Raw genomic sequence first — 16,800 nt, 5'->3', positions numbered from 1 at the left:
AGGCTTGGTGATTAGAACAGCCCTTCGACCTTTTCGCTCAGCAACAACTGGTCGATCAAGGCATGTTGTTCCTCTGGGCTTGCCAGTTTTAACTGACGAACAAAATCCATTGAGCTGGCCGGAGTGTTCGGGTAACTATGTTTCAGCCAGAGCTGACGTAAAGCAGCTGTGATGCGCTTATCTCCCAGTTCAGACCTGAGCCTGGCAAACACTAAAGTGGCGCGGGAATATTGATCAAAAGACTCTTCAGCGTCAATCAGACTGTCTTGTTCAGCCCTGCTGCCTGCTCTTGCCCGGCGGTAGCGCTGCTGCTCGAACTCAAGCAATGCCTGCATAGCGTCGACACCAAAGTGCTGTTCAAGCAACACCAGTTCGGCATATTTGGCCAAAGATTCCACCAGAAAAGCGCCGTCGCCTGGCACACCATTCCCAATACCATGACCAAACCACTGATGTGCCACTTCGTGCACAGCACGCCTGTACACCTGACTAAAACCAGCGTCGGGTGCAGCAAATGCCCGCAGGCCAACCCGATGATTAATCAGTACCAGTTGTGGTAACGCGTAGCCGGTTGGACCAATATCCGGCATTATCACCAGTCGTAGCGCATCACCGGGATATGCCCCTATCTGCGTGCTGAACCATTGCAACGTTTGTTGCATCGCCTGCATGGTGAGATCAGTGGCAGCGTTGTAGTGTGGACTGTAAATTTCCAGACTGATATCGTTCTGCAGACCCAGCTGTGGTTGCCATGGAACCGCTATCACAGCAGGTAAATTGCGCACAGCTTCTGTGGTTTGATAGTGAAAATAATGGCGATCTCGTTCTTGCCACTGCCGTTGCAATTTGCCAGCTGCAATGCCCTGGTAACCTTGCGGCACCGAAATGATGGTTTCAAGCTGCACCCAATCATAGCGAGCGTTGGCTGGGGTGGCTTCGGCTGCCAGTACTGACGGCTGAACTTGTGTTGCAGGCAATGGCTCTAAGCCAAATTCAGCCCTTACTGTAGTGTTGCGCAGCCGCAACTCAGGTACAAAACCAGGCTGGGGTAGCAAGTGTAATAACCGAACATAACTGAATTCCGACCGTAACATTTGATGCATAGGTGCAGGGGCTATTGCATGCTGACTCAGCTGCAATCGCACTTTGAGCTGGACTGTCGCGCCTGGCGCCAGCGCTTGGTCGAACTGATACACTGGTTGGCTATGAACGACATCCTGTGCAACTAATTGTGCACCATCGAGGTGAATGTCACTCAGCGCTTGCTGATCGGCCAGACTATCGGGCAGCGTTAATAACAGTTGCTTGATGGGAGTTGGGTGCGGATTGGTCAGTGTTAATTTGGCTTGGATCTGTGCCTGCTGCTGCAGCGGATGGAGGTCGACCTGCAACAGCACTTTGCTGACCACCGGCTGTGGTTGCGGCTGCCAGTGCTGATACTGCTGCTCATAAGCTGCGCGTTTTGCCTGACGTTGTTGTGTCGTTTCCAGCGCGCCTGCCTGCTGTAAGTGTTGGTGAATATGCAGCCCCTGAGCCAGCCATAATAGTACCAGCCCAAGCGCAGCCAAAACGTTTGGCTGGCTCAGCCGTAGCTTTAAAACGCTGTGGCCGGTGCCACGATGATATCTCTGTAATGCCAGCAACCATAGCGTTAGCGCAAGTAAAGCCCAGAAGGTCAGATAAGGCCAGAAACCACCGTCGCTAAAATTGCCGCTGGCAGTGGCACCACCGACAGATCCCTGATACCCCCACAGCGCATCCGGCATATCCAGTCGTGTTTGGCCGACCCGCCACAGCGGATGTGATAATTCGAGCAGATCCGGCAATGGTGATAAACCAAACAGCAGTAGGATAACCACCACAGCATTCGCGCGCAGCGGTGATTGCATTAGCGCATGGCAAGCTAACAGCAGCATGCCCCAGCTCAGCAATGGCATTAGCCTAAACCAAGCCTGTTGCAGGTGTTCGTCAGGCTGTAATGGGATTTGCGCCAGCACTTGTGCCAGAGCCACTGCGCTAAAACTCAGTGCAACCAGCAGCAATGTCAGTAACCACAGGACCGCCAGTTGGCTGCAAAGCTGCACCATGCCCGAGACTGGCGTAGCAGCAATCAGACTGTCACAGTGCAGCCGCCGGTTCAGCCAGCTCAGTTGACTGGCCCATAAAGCGACCATCAGCAGGCCAAATCTCGGCAATACATCCCAATTGATCCTGTTCAGCGCATCGCGACTGTCCGGCAGAAAACGGCTCAGAGTTTCGGCATACCCCAAGCCAGTAAACACTTCACTGAAAACCAAACTGGTCAATAATAACAGCGCCAGCACTGTACTACGCTGTCGCAGCAACTGGATCCACTGTAGCCGAAGCAGGCTGACAAACACAGGCCAGATGACGAATGTTGCCGGGGAGCTTGAGCTAAACAAGTCGGCATTCGTGGCTGATGTCCTGATTTGTGATTGATGTGAATTAAAGTGACAGGCCGGAATTGAGGTTGGTAAATAAGCGGCGGTCTTAAATTGCGGTTGCCGGGGTTCGGTCGCCAGCGCCCGCCAAAACAACAAGACGCTCAGGCTCAAAATGATCAGCCGGTTCAGCAGCACCATAGGAGCCGGTTGCAGCAACTCATCGCTTTGCAGCTGCGCCAGCCATGGTGTCAGCGCATAAGGGTCCAAATACAACATCAGCTGCGACAATAAGGGTGATAGGTGCTGGTTGTTGGCCATCACAGGTGATCCTGTGGCCGCGGCCAGCAAAGGGTAACTTAGCCAACAGACGGCAGTTAATAAGTACAGCAGCGCAATTTGTTGCGTCTTGCGGCTACACCAGAGTTGCAACGCAACCAATAACAGCAATGCTGGCAGTTGTTGCAGCAAAAACAGCTGCATCGAAATCCAGCCCAGACTGCCAACAGTGACGGTAACGGCTTGTCGATCGATACCAAACCAAACAGCAGTTGCGGCCAGGAGCAGCAGTAGAACCTGTACCGCCAGAACCAACAGCAGCAACCCACCTGCCCTGCTGACACACCATTGGCGATGATTCAACGGCGTCACGTCAGTCAGTTCCTGCATGCCAAATTGGCGGTCCCGTAAAAAAGCCAGTGGCGCCAAAGCGCCAATCAGCAAGGGTTGCAACATCATCAGTAATTTGGTGTGGGTAAATAGCAACTCTTTATGGGGCTGTGCAGTTTGCAGACCGTTGCCAACAGTCGCCAAAACGGCAAAGGCGACAGAGAGCAACAGCGCCAGCCAAAATAGCGGCTGTACCCGGTAAAACCGCCATTCGTTTGCCAGCAGCGACAGTTGCCACCGCGTAAATAACGAGCTGTTTAATGCAGAGTTATTGAGTAAGGGAGTTACAGAAGATGAGCGTTTTAACATGAGCTCAGCTCCTGCGGTTTATTTGCAGCAAGGACCGCCGGCAATTGTCCTGCAAAACTGGCCAGTGTCAGGAAATAACAATCCTGCAGCGATGCGGTCGCTGCGTAAAAGCCATCACCCGGACACTCAGCAGCATACAGCCGCAGTTGCGGCACGCCGCGCAAGTAGCTGCGTTGCAATAGTTGTACTTTCGGTGGCAGCGGCGGCAGTTCGCCGCTATAGAGCCAAATGTGACCTTGTAGCGGGGTGATCAATGCGCTGGTGTCACCCTGCACTACAAAGCGCCCCTGCAGCATGATCGCCACTTGCTGGCACAACTGCTCAATATCGTCGACAATATGGCTCGACAACAGCACCAGCCGATCGCGGCTGATTTCGGCCAGCAAATTATGTAATTGCTGCCGCTCCAGCGGATCCAGTCCGGCACTTGGTTCGTCCAGGATTAACAGCTTAGGATCGCCAAGCAGCGCCTGGGCAATACCAAACCGTTGCCGCATGCCACCGGAAAAATGCGCCACAGCTTTATGTGCAACTTCAGTTAAGTTGGTTTGTGCCAGCAGCAACTCAATTTGCTGTTGCCGGCTGCGCCGATCGGTCAGCCCTTTGAGTACGGCGATATGTTCCAGCAAAGCATGGCAGGACAAATGCGGATAGACCCCAAACTCCTGCGGCAAATATCCCAGTTGGCAGCGTAACTGTTGTGGCTGTTGTAAAACATCTACCCCATTAAAACTGATCTGACCGCTGTCCGGCTGTTGTAAGGTGGCAATGGTCCGCAGCAAACTGGATTTACCAGCTCCATTGGGCCCAAGTAAACCAAAAATGCCACAACTGGCGCTAAGATCCAGTCCGCGCAGCGCGGCAGTACCGTCTGGATAAGTTTTATTGAGTTGGTGGATTTGCAGCATAGGGGTCCTTGCCTGTGGCATTTTGTTGAAGTCAGCAATAACGACCAAAGTAAGCGGCGGCTGCACTGTGCTTCAAGCAGCAAATGACCAAACTGCCAGTCAGCATGACCAAAGTTGGTGTTACTGGTAATTTGCCTTGTTAAAGCCTTATTACCGAGCATTGCTGCGCTGAAATCGTCGCTCACAGCAAAACCCGCAGCAGCTGTTGCAGTTTCATCAGCTCAAACTTAGGTTTTGTCCGCAGACAGATGACAATCCGCCGGAACACAGGCAGCATAAGCACATTGTTATTCCAGAGCATTCCAACTTGGCCATGAAGTTGCCCGCAGCGTTTACATTTAAAGCCGCGTTGACACTAAAAGCTGCGCTTAAACCAGAAATTGTGTTTGCGCTCATGCCGGTGTTACTGGTGTGGTTGTGGGCTTCGTTGCAGCCTCAGATGAAGTTGTATGATGCCAACTGGTCGTTATTCTGGCCGCAGGCCGGTTTGCTGTTGCTGCAATGCATGCCGTTATTGTTGGCGCAGGCACTGCTTAGCTGGTTACATAATCAGGTGACGCCATCCAGGCTTACGAACAGTTTTGTGTTGTTGTTTTGGGGCGTTGGCATGCTGGTATATCCGGCTGTTGCCCTGCTGGCGGGTAATGCGAAACCGCAAGGCCTGAGTCACTTGTTGCTCGCGCCGGGGCTGAGCCTGTTGTACTGGCTGCACTTTTGGTATCAACGCAGGCTGCAACAGGGTAGCCACTCGCGCTGGCAATGGTTGTTTTCGTTGGATGCGGTGTTGTTAATGCTGTTGTTGGCCTGGACCATAGGCTGGGCTTTTTTGCTGGTATCGCACCAGCCCGGCTTTGCACAGCAACCGGTCCCAATCCGGTTCGACTGGCAAAGACTGCTACAAAATCCTGGATTATTCCTGAGTTATTTATGCCAATTTAGTGTGTTAGCAGCAACAATGTGGGCGAGCTATTGGCTGAATCGCTATTGGCTTATTCGTTGTATCCTGGCGCAGTATGGTTTATTGCCTTTTGTGTTGATTAGCCTGACGCTGATATTACTGTGTTATCCGCTATTGGCAATGTTGCTTTTACAGTTGCCAATGAATGCAGTGGAGGTGCCGGCAGTTCCAGCGGGTGGACCCAACCCTTTTGACTGGTACAACTTTTTCTTCATGTTTATGCAGTGGTTATTAACCACACCTTTGATCCTGGCCTTTGACCGGCAACAGCAGGAAAAAAATCTGGCGCAAGTTCAGCACAGACAAGTGCAGACTGAGCTCTTATTGTTGCAACAACAGATTAATCCGCATTTTCTATTTAATACCTTAAACAACCTGTATGCGCTTTGCCTGGTGCAGTCTGAACAAGCTCCTACGCTGATACTGCGGCTGGCCAATTTATTAAGATACGTGGTGTATCAGGGCAGCCAGCCATTGGTGACCTTGCAGCAAGAGATTAACTATCTGCAGGATTATCTGGCCTTACAACAATTGCGGGTCAGCAATAAAACAGGACTTAGTCTCAGCCTGCCAGAGCATGCCGCCCACTATTTACTGCCGCCTTTGCTGTTGATTATGCTGGTAGAAAACGCCTATAAACATGGCGTGGAAAGCACAGCAGAATCCAGCAAAGTGAAAATCCAACTGCAACTCCAAGGCAACAGACTGATATTTATCTGCGAAAATACAGTGCCATCGCAGCAGAATGCTGGACCAGCAGGTATTGGTCTGGAAAATCTGCGCCGTCGTTTGCAGCTATGTTATGGCAATAATTACACTTTAAGCAGTGCCGCCACAGCTTTTGGCTGGTGTGCTGAGCTGACCATAAAGCTGGAACAGAATCCATGTTGAAACTCTTAGTTGTAGATGACGAACCACTGGCTCATCAGGTGATCAGTTATCACTGCAAGGCTTACGCAGATATCACCATTATCGGCTCTTGTTATAGTGCGGCCGAAGCATTGGCGGTATTGGCTAGACAACAAGTGGATCTGCTGATACTGGATATTCAGATGCCGGTATTAACCGGCTTGGATATGCTGAAAGTGATGCAAAACAAACCACAAGTGATTATCAGCAGTGCCTACCCCCAGTATGCGTTGGATGGCTTTGAACTGGATGTGGCCGATTACCTGCTCAAGCCCATCAGTGCAGAACGTTTTGCTACAGCACTACAGAAAGTCAGACGCCGGCTGATTTTGGAGCCGGAAAAACCTGCGTCAATCCTACTGAAAGTGGAGCGTGAGCTGCGCAAATTTAAGCTAGCAGAAGTGTGCTGTTTTGAGGCATATGGCAATTATGTCAAAGTCTGGCAAGGTCAGCAGATGGTGTTAGTAAACGCCACTTTAAAACAAATTTATCAGCAAGTGGCATCGGCCGATTTTACTCAGGTGCAGAAGTCTTTTCTGGTGAATAAACAGCATGTAATTGGCCTCGACAGTACATCAATCCGCTTGAGTAATCAGATGCAGATTAAAATTGGCCCGGCTTTTAAAGATCAGCTGAACAACATTCTTTGAGGTCAAACAACAAATCCTTTTTTGCTACTCCCCGGCGTAAAAGCAGTACACTGCAACTTATAGCGGACAAAACGAACTCAATTATGCGTGTTTATAAAGCCCTTTTGCCTTTTAAAGCTATCTCTTTTGACTTGGACGATACGTTGTATAACAACGGCCCTGTGATTGAACAGGCTGAATTGGCTATGCAGCAAAAATTACTTCTATTGGCACCGAAGCTTGGGCTGATTGACCCTGAATTCTGGTGGCAAAAACGCAAAGAACTAGCACAGCTTGACCCGGAAGTTCGCCACGATGTCAGCCGCTGGCGCTTGTTGTCTGTTGAGCAAGGGTTAACAGAGCTTGGAGTTGGTCGCTGTGAAGCAGGTGAAATTGCAGAACTGGCTTTTGGTGCTTTTTATACCGCCCGCAGTAACTTAATAGTGCCGGACTCCAGCCACCAGTTGCTCAAAGCCTTAGCAGAACGTTATCCGCTGGTGGCTATTACCAATGGCAACGCCGATTTAACACTGCTGCGCATTAGTCAGTATTTTCAACAGGCTTATCACGCTGGCCCCAGCGGTAAAATGAAGCCCTACCCCGATATGTTTCATAAAGCCTGCCAGCAACTGGCTATTGAGCCCCATGAACTGCTGCATATAGGCGATAACAGCAAAGCCGATGTACGGGGTGCACTGAATGCAGGCTGTCAGGCGGTGTGGCTCAAGCATGAGGCTCATTTTCACACTGCCGTATTACCTCATCTGGAAATTGATTCGTTAGAGCAGCTGCAAGTTTTGCTTTAGGCCGCAATGCACTCTTCAAAGCTGGGGTGACAAGGCAGAAGGGTATATAATGGCGCAAATTTTGTGAAAGGTACTTACTGCTAATGGATGTCTCTTCTTTACTGGATGGCTTAAACGATAAACAACGTGATGCGGTAGCCGCTCCTCCTCAGCATATGCTGGTGTTAGCCGGTGCCGGCTCGGGCAAAACCCGGGTACTGGTGCATCGCTTAGCCTGGCTAATGCAGGTGGAACGGGTTGCGCCCTATAGTTTATTGGCTGTGACTTTTACCAATAAAGCCTCACAGGAAATGCGTAACCGTATCGAACAGACCATAGGTGTCAGTTTAAATAATCTGTGGATGGGTACCTTCCACGGCTTGTCGCACCGCATGTTGCGTGCTCACTATCTGGAAGCGGGTTTACCTCAGGGTTTTCAGATCATCGACTCAGACGATCAATACCGTTTAGTGCGCCGGGTACTAAAAGCGCTGAATTTAGACGAAAAGCACTGGCCACCTAAACAAATTCAGTGGTTTATCAACGCCCGCAAAGATGAAGGTCAGCGCCCTGGCACTATGGACGCACATGGCGATTTCAGCCTGCAAACCATGATCAAAATTTACGCCGCCTATCAGGAAATGTGCGATCGCTCGGGTTTAGTAGACTTTGCCGAAATTTTACTGCGCAGCTTCGAGCTGATTAAACAGCAACCACAAATTCGCGGCCATTATCAGCAACGTTTCCGTCATATTCTGGTCGACGAGTTTCAGGATACCAACTCTATCCAGTATGAATGGCTGCGATTACTGGCAGGTACCGAAAGTAAAGTGATGATAGTAGGTGACGATGACCAGTCCATCTATGGCTGGCGCGGCGCTAAAGTGGAAAACATTCAGCAGTTTTTAAAAGACTATCCTGAACCTGTCACTATCCGCCTTGAGCAAAACTATCGTTCCACCGGCACTATTTTAAAAGCCGCCAACTGTGTGATTTCGCATAACAGCGACCGTTTGGGTAAAGACCTGTGGACGGACGGTGAACAAGGCGAAGCTATTTCGCTCTACACAGCGTTTAACGAGCTGGACGAAGCCCGTTTTATTGTCGGCCGTATTCGGGAGTGGAAACGTGAAGGCGGCAAGCTAATTGAAGCTGCAGTACTGTATCGCAACAACGCCCAATCGCGGGTGTTGGAAGAAGCTTTAATTCAGGATGGCATTAACTACCGTATTTACGGCGGTTTACGATTCTACGAGCGTCAGGAAATTAAAGATGCGCTGGCTTATCTGCGTCTGATTAATAACAGACAAGATGACGCCGCGCTGGAACGAATCATCAATACCCCAGTGCGTGGTATTGGCGATACCACTATGGATAAAGTGCGGGAAAATGCCCGTTCTTTGCAAATTACCTTGTGGCAAAGCCTGCAACAGATGCTTGCCAATAAACAACTGACTGGCCGTGCAGCCAATGCCATCAGCACCTTTGTGCAGATGATTGATCAGCTCGAAGCCGACAGCAAAGATTTAAGTCTGGATGAGCAAGCCGATCATGTGATTCAAATGTCGGGTCTGATGGCAATGTACAAAGCCGAAAAAGGTGAAAAAGCTCAGACCAGGGTGGAAAACTTAAACGAATTGGTCAACGCCTGCGCCAACGCCACTTATGTCAACACAGAAGATATGACGCCACTGTCCGCCTTTTTATCTCAGGCGGCTTTGGAGGCTGGTGAATATCAGGCTGAAGAACATTCAGACGCAGTGCAACTGATGACCTTACACAGCGCCAAAGGTTTAGAATTCCCGCTGGTGTTTATCTGTGGTCTGGAAGAAGGCATGTTCCCCAGCCAACAAAGTGGTGACGACAGCGAACGTTTAGAAGAAGAACGACGGTTATGTTATGTCGGTATGACGCGGGCTATGCAGAAGTTGTATTTAACTCATGCAGAAAGCCGCCGTTTATATGGTCAGGAACAGTACAACAGACCATCCCGCTTTATCCGTGAAATTCCGGCCGACTGTTTAGAAGAAATCCGCCTGACCACTAATGTCAGCAAGCCGACTCAAATGAACCGTTTTGGTAGCGCCGCCAGCCACAGCGCCTTTGAAAATACCGGTTTTAAACTGGGCCAACGGGTATTACACGATAAGTTCGGTGAAGGTACAGTGCTCAATTATGAAGGCACAGGGCCACAGTCGCGTATTCAGGTGAGCTTTGACGAGCTGGGCAGTAAATGGCTGGTGACAGCTTATGCCAGATTAGAACCTGTTTAAGCCATGACACACCTGCTGCAGATCATCCATCAGCAACGACATGCTTATCAAAAGCTTCGCTGGCGTTTACCGATCTGGTTAGCAGGTTCAGAGCTTTATACACAGCAGCAACTTAGTGCTTTAGAGCCGGAAGCTGTTAGTTATTGGTTAGGCCAGCAAGCCCCTGCTGGTTTTACGCTGTTGTCAGCAAAACAAAAGCAGCAATGGCTGGGCACCGAATGTGATGTGCTGGTGGTGGATGCTCGCTATGCAGTCGACTGGGATTTGGTAGCGGCCAGCAGTGGTTGTTTAAAAGCGGGTGGACTTTGGTTATTTGTTACCAACGAACCGGATCTATGGCGACAACAGCCTAACCCCGCCGCCAAAAGAGTATTACCTTATCCGTTGGATTCGACAGCTTATACAGGGTTATTTAAAGATTTCTGGTTAGAGCAATTGTCAGAACAGCGCTGGGTGAAGCTGATCGAAGGCAACTCTGCTGTAATTCCTTTCTTACCCGAAGTGATGGCCTCACCACAAGCACAACTGCCTTATCGCACAGCGGAACAAGAGCAAGCAGTGGCCGCTATTCATAAAGTAATAACAGGTCACAGACGTCGCCCTTTGGTACTGACGGCTCACCGTGGTCGTGGCAAATCCAGTGCTTTGGGGTTAGCTGCAGCTCAATTAGCGCAACAAGGAAAAACCGATATTTTGCTGACAGGCCCTTCGCCTGTTGCTGTGCAAACCGCATTTTATATCGCTGCTGATCTTTTAAGTTTGTCGTATCAGCCAGGCCAAAATCAGCTGCTAAACGGTACCATTCGTTTTGTACCTGTTGATGCCTTACTGGCGGAAAAGCAGCAGAACACCGTGATTCTGGTCGATGAAGCTGCCGCTGTTCCAACCCCTCAATTACAGCAACTGACTGATCTGTATAGCCGTTTAGTTTTCGCTACTACAGAACATGGCTACGAAGGTACAGGCCGTGGTTTTCAGTTACGCTTTCAAAGTTATTTACAGCAACATTGCCCTGGTTTTCAGAAACTTCATTTGCATCAGCCCATACGCTATCAGGCGAATGATCCGCTTGAACAGCTGATTTTTAAAGGTTTTTTACTGGAGCAAACAGACGCTGTAATTACACCACCGCTGCAACCAAAGGCTTTTAGCTATCCGCTCAAAGATTTACTGCTACAACCTCAAAAACTACAACAAATCTTTAGTTTACTCAGCCTGGCACATTATCAAACCGATGTGATGGACCTCTGGGCTTTGTTGGATAACCCGACACTGAAGTTGTATACACTGGAGCAAGATCAGCAGGTGATCGGCTGTGCTTTAATCAGTTTTGAAGGTGAGCTGAATGCAGAACTTGCTAGTGCAGTAGCGCATGGCAAACGCAGAGTACAAGGGCATTTATTAGCTCAAAGCCTAGCTTTTCATTGCCTGCAGCCGCAGCTGGCAGAGCAAAAAATGGCCAGAATTCAGCGTATTGTGGTGCATCCGTTAGTGCAAAGTCAGGGAATCGGCAGTCAGTTATTAAGCTTTGTATTGCAGGATTTACTGGAACAGCAGTATCTGATTGGCACTAGTTTTGGCGCTACTTTAGCTTTAGCCAAGTTCTGGCAAAAGGCTGGTTTTAGCCCGGTAAAGCTCAGTCATCAAAATGAACAGGCCAGCAATGAAGCCTCAGTGTTGATGCTGTATGGCAAGCAGTTCAGGGCTTTACAGCGCCAGTTTTCCAAACAGTTGTATTGGCAGCTCGCTGATAAACAACGCACCCTGGATCCGGCTTTGGCTTTATTGTGGGCAGAGCCTCCTTCTGTAGAACTCACACCACAGCAAGTCACTGAACTGCAGTTATTCCAGGCAGAATTGCGTCCTTTTGAGCTGATAGAAACCCATCTGTTGTGTTGGTTTAATTTGCATTATGCCAAAGTGGACTATCAAACAGCACTGTTGTTAGTACAACGGCTTTGGCAAAAGCATAACTGGCAACAGATTCCCGTGCCTACAGCGAAACAAAAGCTGCCAGAGCTTTGTAAACTGCTGCATTTATGAGCCAGAACAAGGTTTCCTTCGACATTTTCTACTAAACTCACAGCGACTAAAGCTGTAAGAGTACTAATTTATGCCACGACTAAGCTTGTCATCTATACGATCAATGCTGCTGTTAGTCTGCGCTTCTACCGCATCTGCACAAGCTGAAACTATTCAATTAGGAATGTCGGTGCCGCTAACTGGAAATGCCAGCGGTATAGGCCAAAGCTATAAAAACGGCGTTGAGCTGGCGATTAAGCAGTTTAATAAAGAAGGAGGTGTTCAGGGTGCCAAAGTGCAGCTACTTGTGAAAGACGACCAGTATGAGCCTGAACTAACAGTGCTGAATACCAGACAATTTATAATAGAAAACAATGTACTGGCCTTATTTGCTTACGTTGGTACTCCAACATCCTCCGCCATCTTACCTTTGCTGAAGCATTACCAAATTCCGTATCTCACCCCATTTACCGGCGCCTCTTTATTTCGTCAGCCAGAATACAGTTTTATCTATCATTTACGATCTGGTTATGACGAAGAGACTCAAAGTCAGGTGGAATACCTGCTGCAAAAACCTGACACCAGAGTAGGCTTGTTACTGCAAGCTGACGAATTTGGCGCCTCTGTGGAAGAAGGATACTTAAAAGCGTTGCAGTTAAAAGGGATATCGCCTGTAGTCACTGCGCGTTTTCAACGTAATAGTACAGAAATTGAAGCTGGAGTATCGGAATTGATAAAAGCCGATGTTGAGTTGGTGTTGATGGTCGGCACCTATAAACCTTTGGCCGAAGCCATTAATTTTGGTCGCAGCAAAGGTTACAAACCTCAATATGCCACAGTATCTTTCGCTGGTTTACAGCAGCTCAGTGCCTTGTTGGATAAAGATGACAAGGTCATGGCCACTATGGTGGTACCGAAACCTACTGACACAAAGTGGCTTTTAGTGCGGGAATATCAAAGATTGATGATTCAGCAGGGAACAGATCCTTTGTCTGACGTCGGATTAGAGGGTTTTACAGCAGCTACTTTAGTGGGTCAGGCACTGAAATTATGCCCTTTACCTGTTCAGCGTCTGTGTTTGTTGGAAAAGTTGCGGCAACAAACATCGGTTTATGATTTTCCTTTGCAGTTTGATCTGAATAAACAGCAGGCTTCACAGCGAGTATTCAGGGTAAAAGTGACAGACCGTGGGGTTGAGGATGTTAGGTAGGGGTGCAATTACCAAAGGTATTGCAGAATATTTGAGCTAGATTGGTTCTGGATTTGAGCGGTGAGGCGACAGCGGGGCCTCTTGTCCGGCCATTGCTCGACCCATCCAGGGCCTCGTCGCTTCGCGACCCGCTGAAGCGGTCCCAAACTGCTCCCGGCAGTTTGGTCGCAGAGCTCAATGCGTGAAACAGGCGTGACGCAAAGCAGTTTGCGTCCCATTTTTCCCTGTTTCACCCTGGCGGTGAACTACGCTGCTCACCCCGTCCGTGGGGTTCGTCCCTGCGGGACCCGCCGTTGGCGGTCCAAAAACGTTCCGGACGTTTTTGTCGCATGGGGAATGCCCTGCTCGAATGGCCCACCACCGATTTCGAAGTAAATAAAAAAACCCCTCGCTTTCGCGAAGGGCTTTTCCATTTATTGGGAGCCTGGCGGTGAACTACTCTCGCATGGCATCTGCCACACTACCATCGTCGCGGCTGCGTTTCACTTCTGAGTTCGGAATGGAGTCAGGTGGTTCCACAGCGCTATTGCCACCAGGCAAAAACTGTTTTTATGTCTTTAACAAGCAAACCGATAGAATTCTTTATCACACCAACAAACACCTTGGGCGTTGTATGGTTAAGCCTCTCGGGCAATTAGTATGAGTTAGCTTAACACATCACTGCGCTTCCACACCTCACCTATCAACGTTGTGGTCTCCAACGACCCTTATGTGTACTCAAGGTACAAGGGATGACTCATCTTTTGGCCGGCTTCCCGCTTAGATGCTTTCAGCGGTTATCCGTTCCGAACATAGCTACCGGGCAGTGCCATTGGCATGACAACCCGAACACCAGCGGTTCGTTCATTCCGGTCCTCTCGTACTAGGAACAACTCCAATCAATCATCCAACGCCCACGGCAGATAGGGACCGAACTGTCTCACGACGTTCTAAACCCAGCTCGCGTACCACTTTAAATGGCGAACAGCCATACCCTTGGGACCGACTTCAGCCCCAGGATGTGATGAGCCGACATCGAGGTGCCAAACACCGCCGTCGATATGAACTCTTGGGCGGTATCAGCCTGTTATCCCCGGAGTACCTTTTATCCGTTGAGCGATGGCCCTTCCATACAGAACCACCGGATCACTAAGACCTACTTTCGTACCTGCTCGACGTGTCTGTCTCGCAGTTAAGCTGGCTTCTGCCTTTGCACTAACCGTACGATGTCCGACCGTACTTAGCCAACCTTCGTGCTCCTCCGTTACTCTTTAGGAGGAGACCGCCCCAGTCAAACTACCCACCAGACACTGTCCGCAATCCCGATCAGGGACCCACGTTAGAACATCAAACATACAAGGGTGGTATTTCAAGGACGGCTCCATCAGAACTGGCGTTCCAACTTCAAAGCCTCCCACCTATCCTACACATGTAGGGTCAATGTTCAGTGCCAAGCTATAGTAAAGGTTCACGGGGTCTTTCCGTCTAGCCGCGGGTATACGGCATCTTCACCGCAATTTCAATTTCACTGAGTCTCTGGTGGAGACAGCCTGGCCATCATTACACCATTCGTGCAGGTCGGAACTTACCCGACAAGGAATTTCGCTACCTTAGGACCGTTATAGTTACGGCCGCCGTTTACCGGGGCTTCGATCAAGAGCTTCGCTTGCGCTAACCCCATCAATTAACCTTCCGGCACCGGGCAGGTGTCACACCCTATACGTCCTCTTACGAGTTTGCAGAGTGCTGTGTTTTTAATAAACAGTTGCAGCCAGCTGGTCACTGCGACTCTCATATGCTTACGGAGCAAGTCCTTCACACACAAGAGCGTACCTTCTCCCGAAGTTACGGTACTATTTTGCCTAGTTCCTTCACCAGAGTTCTCTCAAGCGCCTTGGTATGCTCTACCTGACCACCTGTGTCGGTTTCGAGTACGGTCGACAATACCTGAAGCTTAGAGGCTTTTCCTGGAAGCGTAGCGTCAACAGCTTCACCACCTTAGTGGCTCGTCTCGTGTCTCAGAATATAGGGAACCGGATTTGCCTAATCCCCCTTCCTACGCACTTTCACATGGACTACCAACGCCATGCCTGCCTAGCTTTCTCCGTCCCCCCATCGCAGTATTGTCGGTACGGGAATATTAACCCGTTTCCCATCGACTACGGCTTTCGCCCTCGCCTTAGGGGCCGACTTACCCTACCCTGATTAGCATGGGATAGGAACCCTTGGTCTTCCGGCGGGGAAGTTTTTCACTCCCCTTATCGTTACTTATGTCAGCATTCGCACTTCTGATACCTCCAGCAACCCTCACGAGTCACCTTCAACGGCTTACAGAACGCTCCTCTACCACTTGCACATAGTGCAAGTCCACAGCTTCGGTGCATGGTTTAGCCCCGTTACATCTTCCGCGCAGACCGACTCGACTAGTGAGCTATTACGCTTTCTTTAAAGGGTGGCTGCTTCTAAGCCAACCTCCTAGCTGTCTATGCCTTTCCACATCGTTTTCCACTTAACCATGACTTTGGGACCTTAGCTGGTGGTCTGGGTTGTTTCCCTTTTCACGGCGGACGTTAGCACCCGTCGTGTGTCTCCCGAGTAGTACTCATTGGTATTCGGAGTTTGCAAAGGGTTGGTAAGTCGGGATGACCCCCTAGCCTTAACAGTGCTCTACCCCAATGGTATTCGCTCGAGGCGCTACCTAAATAGCTTTCGAGGAGAACCAGATATCTCCGAGCTTGATTAGCCTTTCACTCCGATCCACAAGTCATCCCCAAATTTTTCAACATTTGTGGGTTCGGTCCTCCAGTTAGTGTTACCCAACCTTCAACCTGCTCATGGATAGATCGCCCGGTTTCGGGTCTACACCCTGCAACTATTCGCCCAGTTAAGACTCGGTTTCCCTACGGCTCCCCTATTCGGTTAACCTCGCTACAGAATGTAAGTCGCTGACCCATTATACAAAAGGTACGCAGTCACCCAACAAGTGGGCTCCCACTGCTTGTACGTACACGGTTTCAGGTTCTATTTCACTCCCCTAACAGGGGTTCTTTTCGCCTTTCCCTCACGGTACTGGTTCACTATCGGTCAGTCAGGAGTATTTAGCCTTGGAGGATGGTCCCCCCATGTTCAAACAGGATACCACGTGTCCCGTCCTACTCGTTTTCATTGATAAAGCCTTTTCGTGTACGGGGCTATCACCCTGTATCGCCGCACTTTCCAGAGCCTTCCACTAACGCTTTACCAACTTAAGGGCTAGCCCCCGTTCGCTCGCCGCTACTAAGGGGATCTCGGTTGATTTCTTTTCCTCGGGGTACTTAGATGTTTCAGTTCTCCCGGTTCGCCTCGTATGACTATGTATTCATCATACGATACCTGATAAATCAGGTGGGTTTCCCCATTCGGACATCTGTGAGTCTAACGTCTCTTACCGACTTCTCACAGCTTTTCGCAGGTTAGCACGTCCTTCATCGCCTCTGACTGCCAAGGCATCCACCGTGTACGCTTAGTCACTTAACCATACAACCCCAAAATGTCTGAAGTTATAGGTGTGATAAGGTTCACAAATAAATTGTTTTACCTTGTTTCTTTCTATCAGCTTGCCAATTTGTTAAAGAGCACTTCGAGCATAAAGCTCAAAAAGAACAATTCTTTCAAAGAATGGTTGTTTTTAAGTTTTCAAACAGTATTTACTTTCAGAATCTTCTTAAGTAATGGTGGAGTTAAGCGGGATCGAACCGCTGACCTCCT

8 protein-coding genes, 1 tRNA gene and 2 rRNA genes (1 of these 11 only partly in view) are annotated in these 16,800 nt (G+C 49.6%); 6 read left to right on the top strand and 5 right to left on the bottom strand.

The features are described from left to right. Positions 1 to 11 precede the first annotated feature (11 nt). Positions 12 to 3,380, bottom strand: a complete 3,369-nt coding sequence (locus tag EK374_RS01280) for a M1 family aminopeptidase (RefSeq protein ID WP_127019441.1) — start codon at positions 3,378 to 3,380, stop codon at positions 12 to 14. Beyond that, complete coding sequence (locus EK374_RS01275) at positions 3,374 to 4,288, bottom strand: ABC transporter ATP-binding protein (RefSeq protein ID WP_127019439.1); 915 nt, start codon at positions 4,286 to 4,288, stop codon at positions 3,374 to 3,376. Before EK374_RS01275 ends, EK374_RS01280 begins: the two co-directional genes overlap by 7 nt. A gap of 409 nt (positions 4,289 to 4,697) precedes the next feature. Here EK374_RS01275 and EK374_RS01270 point away from each other — a divergent pair, with 409 nt between their 5' ends. From EK374_RS01270 to EK374_RS01245, 6 genes are all read left to right on the top strand, one after another. Beyond that, positions 4,698 to 6,137: a sensor histidine kinase gene (locus EK374_RS01270; RefSeq protein ID WP_164731792.1), complete on the top strand. Its 1,440-nt coding sequence runs from the start codon at positions 4,698 to 4,700 to the stop codon at positions 6,135 to 6,137. Next, positions 6,131 to 6,805, top strand: a complete 675-nt coding sequence (locus EK374_RS01265; protein ID WP_127019435.1) for a LytR/AlgR family response regulator transcription factor — start codon at positions 6,131 to 6,133, stop codon at positions 6,803 to 6,805. Before EK374_RS01270 ends, EK374_RS01265 begins: the two co-directional genes overlap by 7 nt. Positions 6,806 to 6,888: 83 nt before the next feature. Continuing rightward, positions 6,889 to 7,590, top strand: coding sequence for an HAD-IA family hydrolase (locus tag EK374_RS01260; protein ID WP_127019433.1), 702 nt, complete (start codon positions 6,889 to 6,891; stop codon positions 7,588 to 7,590). An 83-nt stretch (positions 7,591 to 7,673) separates the two neighbouring features. Continuing rightward, positions 7,674 to 9,842 (top strand): DNA helicase II, encoded by a 2,169-nt coding sequence (uvrD, locus tag EK374_RS01255; RefSeq protein ID WP_127019431.1) that lies wholly within the window; start codon positions 7,674 to 7,676, stop codon positions 9,840 to 9,842. 3 nt (positions 9,843 to 9,845) lie between these two features. Continuing rightward, positions 9,846 to 11,885 (top strand): GNAT family N-acetyltransferase, encoded by a 2,040-nt coding sequence (locus tag EK374_RS01250; protein ID WP_127019429.1) that lies wholly within the window; start codon positions 9,846 to 9,848, stop codon positions 11,883 to 11,885. Between the two features lie 70 nt (positions 11,886 to 11,955). Then, a complete protein-coding gene (locus tag EK374_RS01245; RefSeq protein WP_127019427.1) occupies positions 11,956 to 13,074 on the top strand; it encodes an ABC transporter substrate-binding protein in 1,119 nt (372 codons plus the stop codon). Between the two features lie 422 nt (positions 13,075 to 13,496). On the opposite strand, the gene rrf is transcribed toward EK374_RS01245, so the two are convergent. From rrf to EK374_RS01230, 3 genes are all read right to left on the bottom strand, one after another. Continuing rightward, positions 13,497 to 13,611, bottom strand: a 5S ribosomal RNA gene (gene rrf / locus EK374_RS01240). Between the two features lie 76 nt (positions 13,612 to 13,687). Next, a 23S ribosomal RNA gene (locus EK374_RS01235) occupies positions 13,688 to 16,569 on the bottom strand. 195 nt (positions 16,570 to 16,764) lie between these two features. Beyond that, positions 16,765 to 16,800, bottom strand: a tRNA-Ala gene (locus EK374_RS01230); it runs 40 nt beyond the window's last position.

This window comes from Rheinheimera mangrovi (assembly GCF_003990335.1).
In the GTDB taxonomy this organism is placed as follows: domain Bacteria; phylum Pseudomonadota; class Gammaproteobacteria; order Enterobacterales; family Alteromonadaceae; genus Pararheinheimera; species Pararheinheimera mangrovi.
This window is presented reverse-complemented; position numbering and strand designations above follow the sequence as displayed.

What these genes read in the sequence shown, in the direction of transcription:
- EK374_RS01275 (WP_127019439.1), bottom strand. Translation starts at nt 4,288, where the DNA reads ATGCTGCAAATCCACCAACTCAATAAAACTTATCCAGACGGTACTGCC.
- uvrD (WP_127019431.1), top strand. Translation starts at nt 7,674, where the DNA reads ATGGATGTCTCTTCTTTACTGGATGGCTTAAACGATAAACAACGTGAT.
- EK374_RS01280 (WP_127019441.1), bottom strand. Translation starts at nt 3,380, where the DNA reads ATGTTAAAACGCTCATCTTCTGTAACTCCCTTACTCAATAACTCTGCA.
- EK374_RS01265 (WP_127019435.1), top strand. Translation starts at nt 6,131, where the DNA reads ATGTTGAAACTCTTAGTTGTAGATGACGAACCACTGGCTCATCAGGTG.
- EK374_RS01245 (WP_127019427.1), top strand. Translation starts at nt 11,956, where the DNA reads ATGCCACGACTAAGCTTGTCATCTATACGATCAATGCTGCTGTTAGTC.
- EK374_RS01260 (WP_127019433.1), top strand. Translation starts at nt 6,889, where the DNA reads ATGCGTGTTTATAAAGCCCTTTTGCCTTTTAAAGCTATCTCTTTTGAC.
- EK374_RS01250 (WP_127019429.1), top strand. Translation starts at nt 9,846, where the DNA reads ATGACACACCTGCTGCAGATCATCCATCAGCAACGACATGCTTATCAA.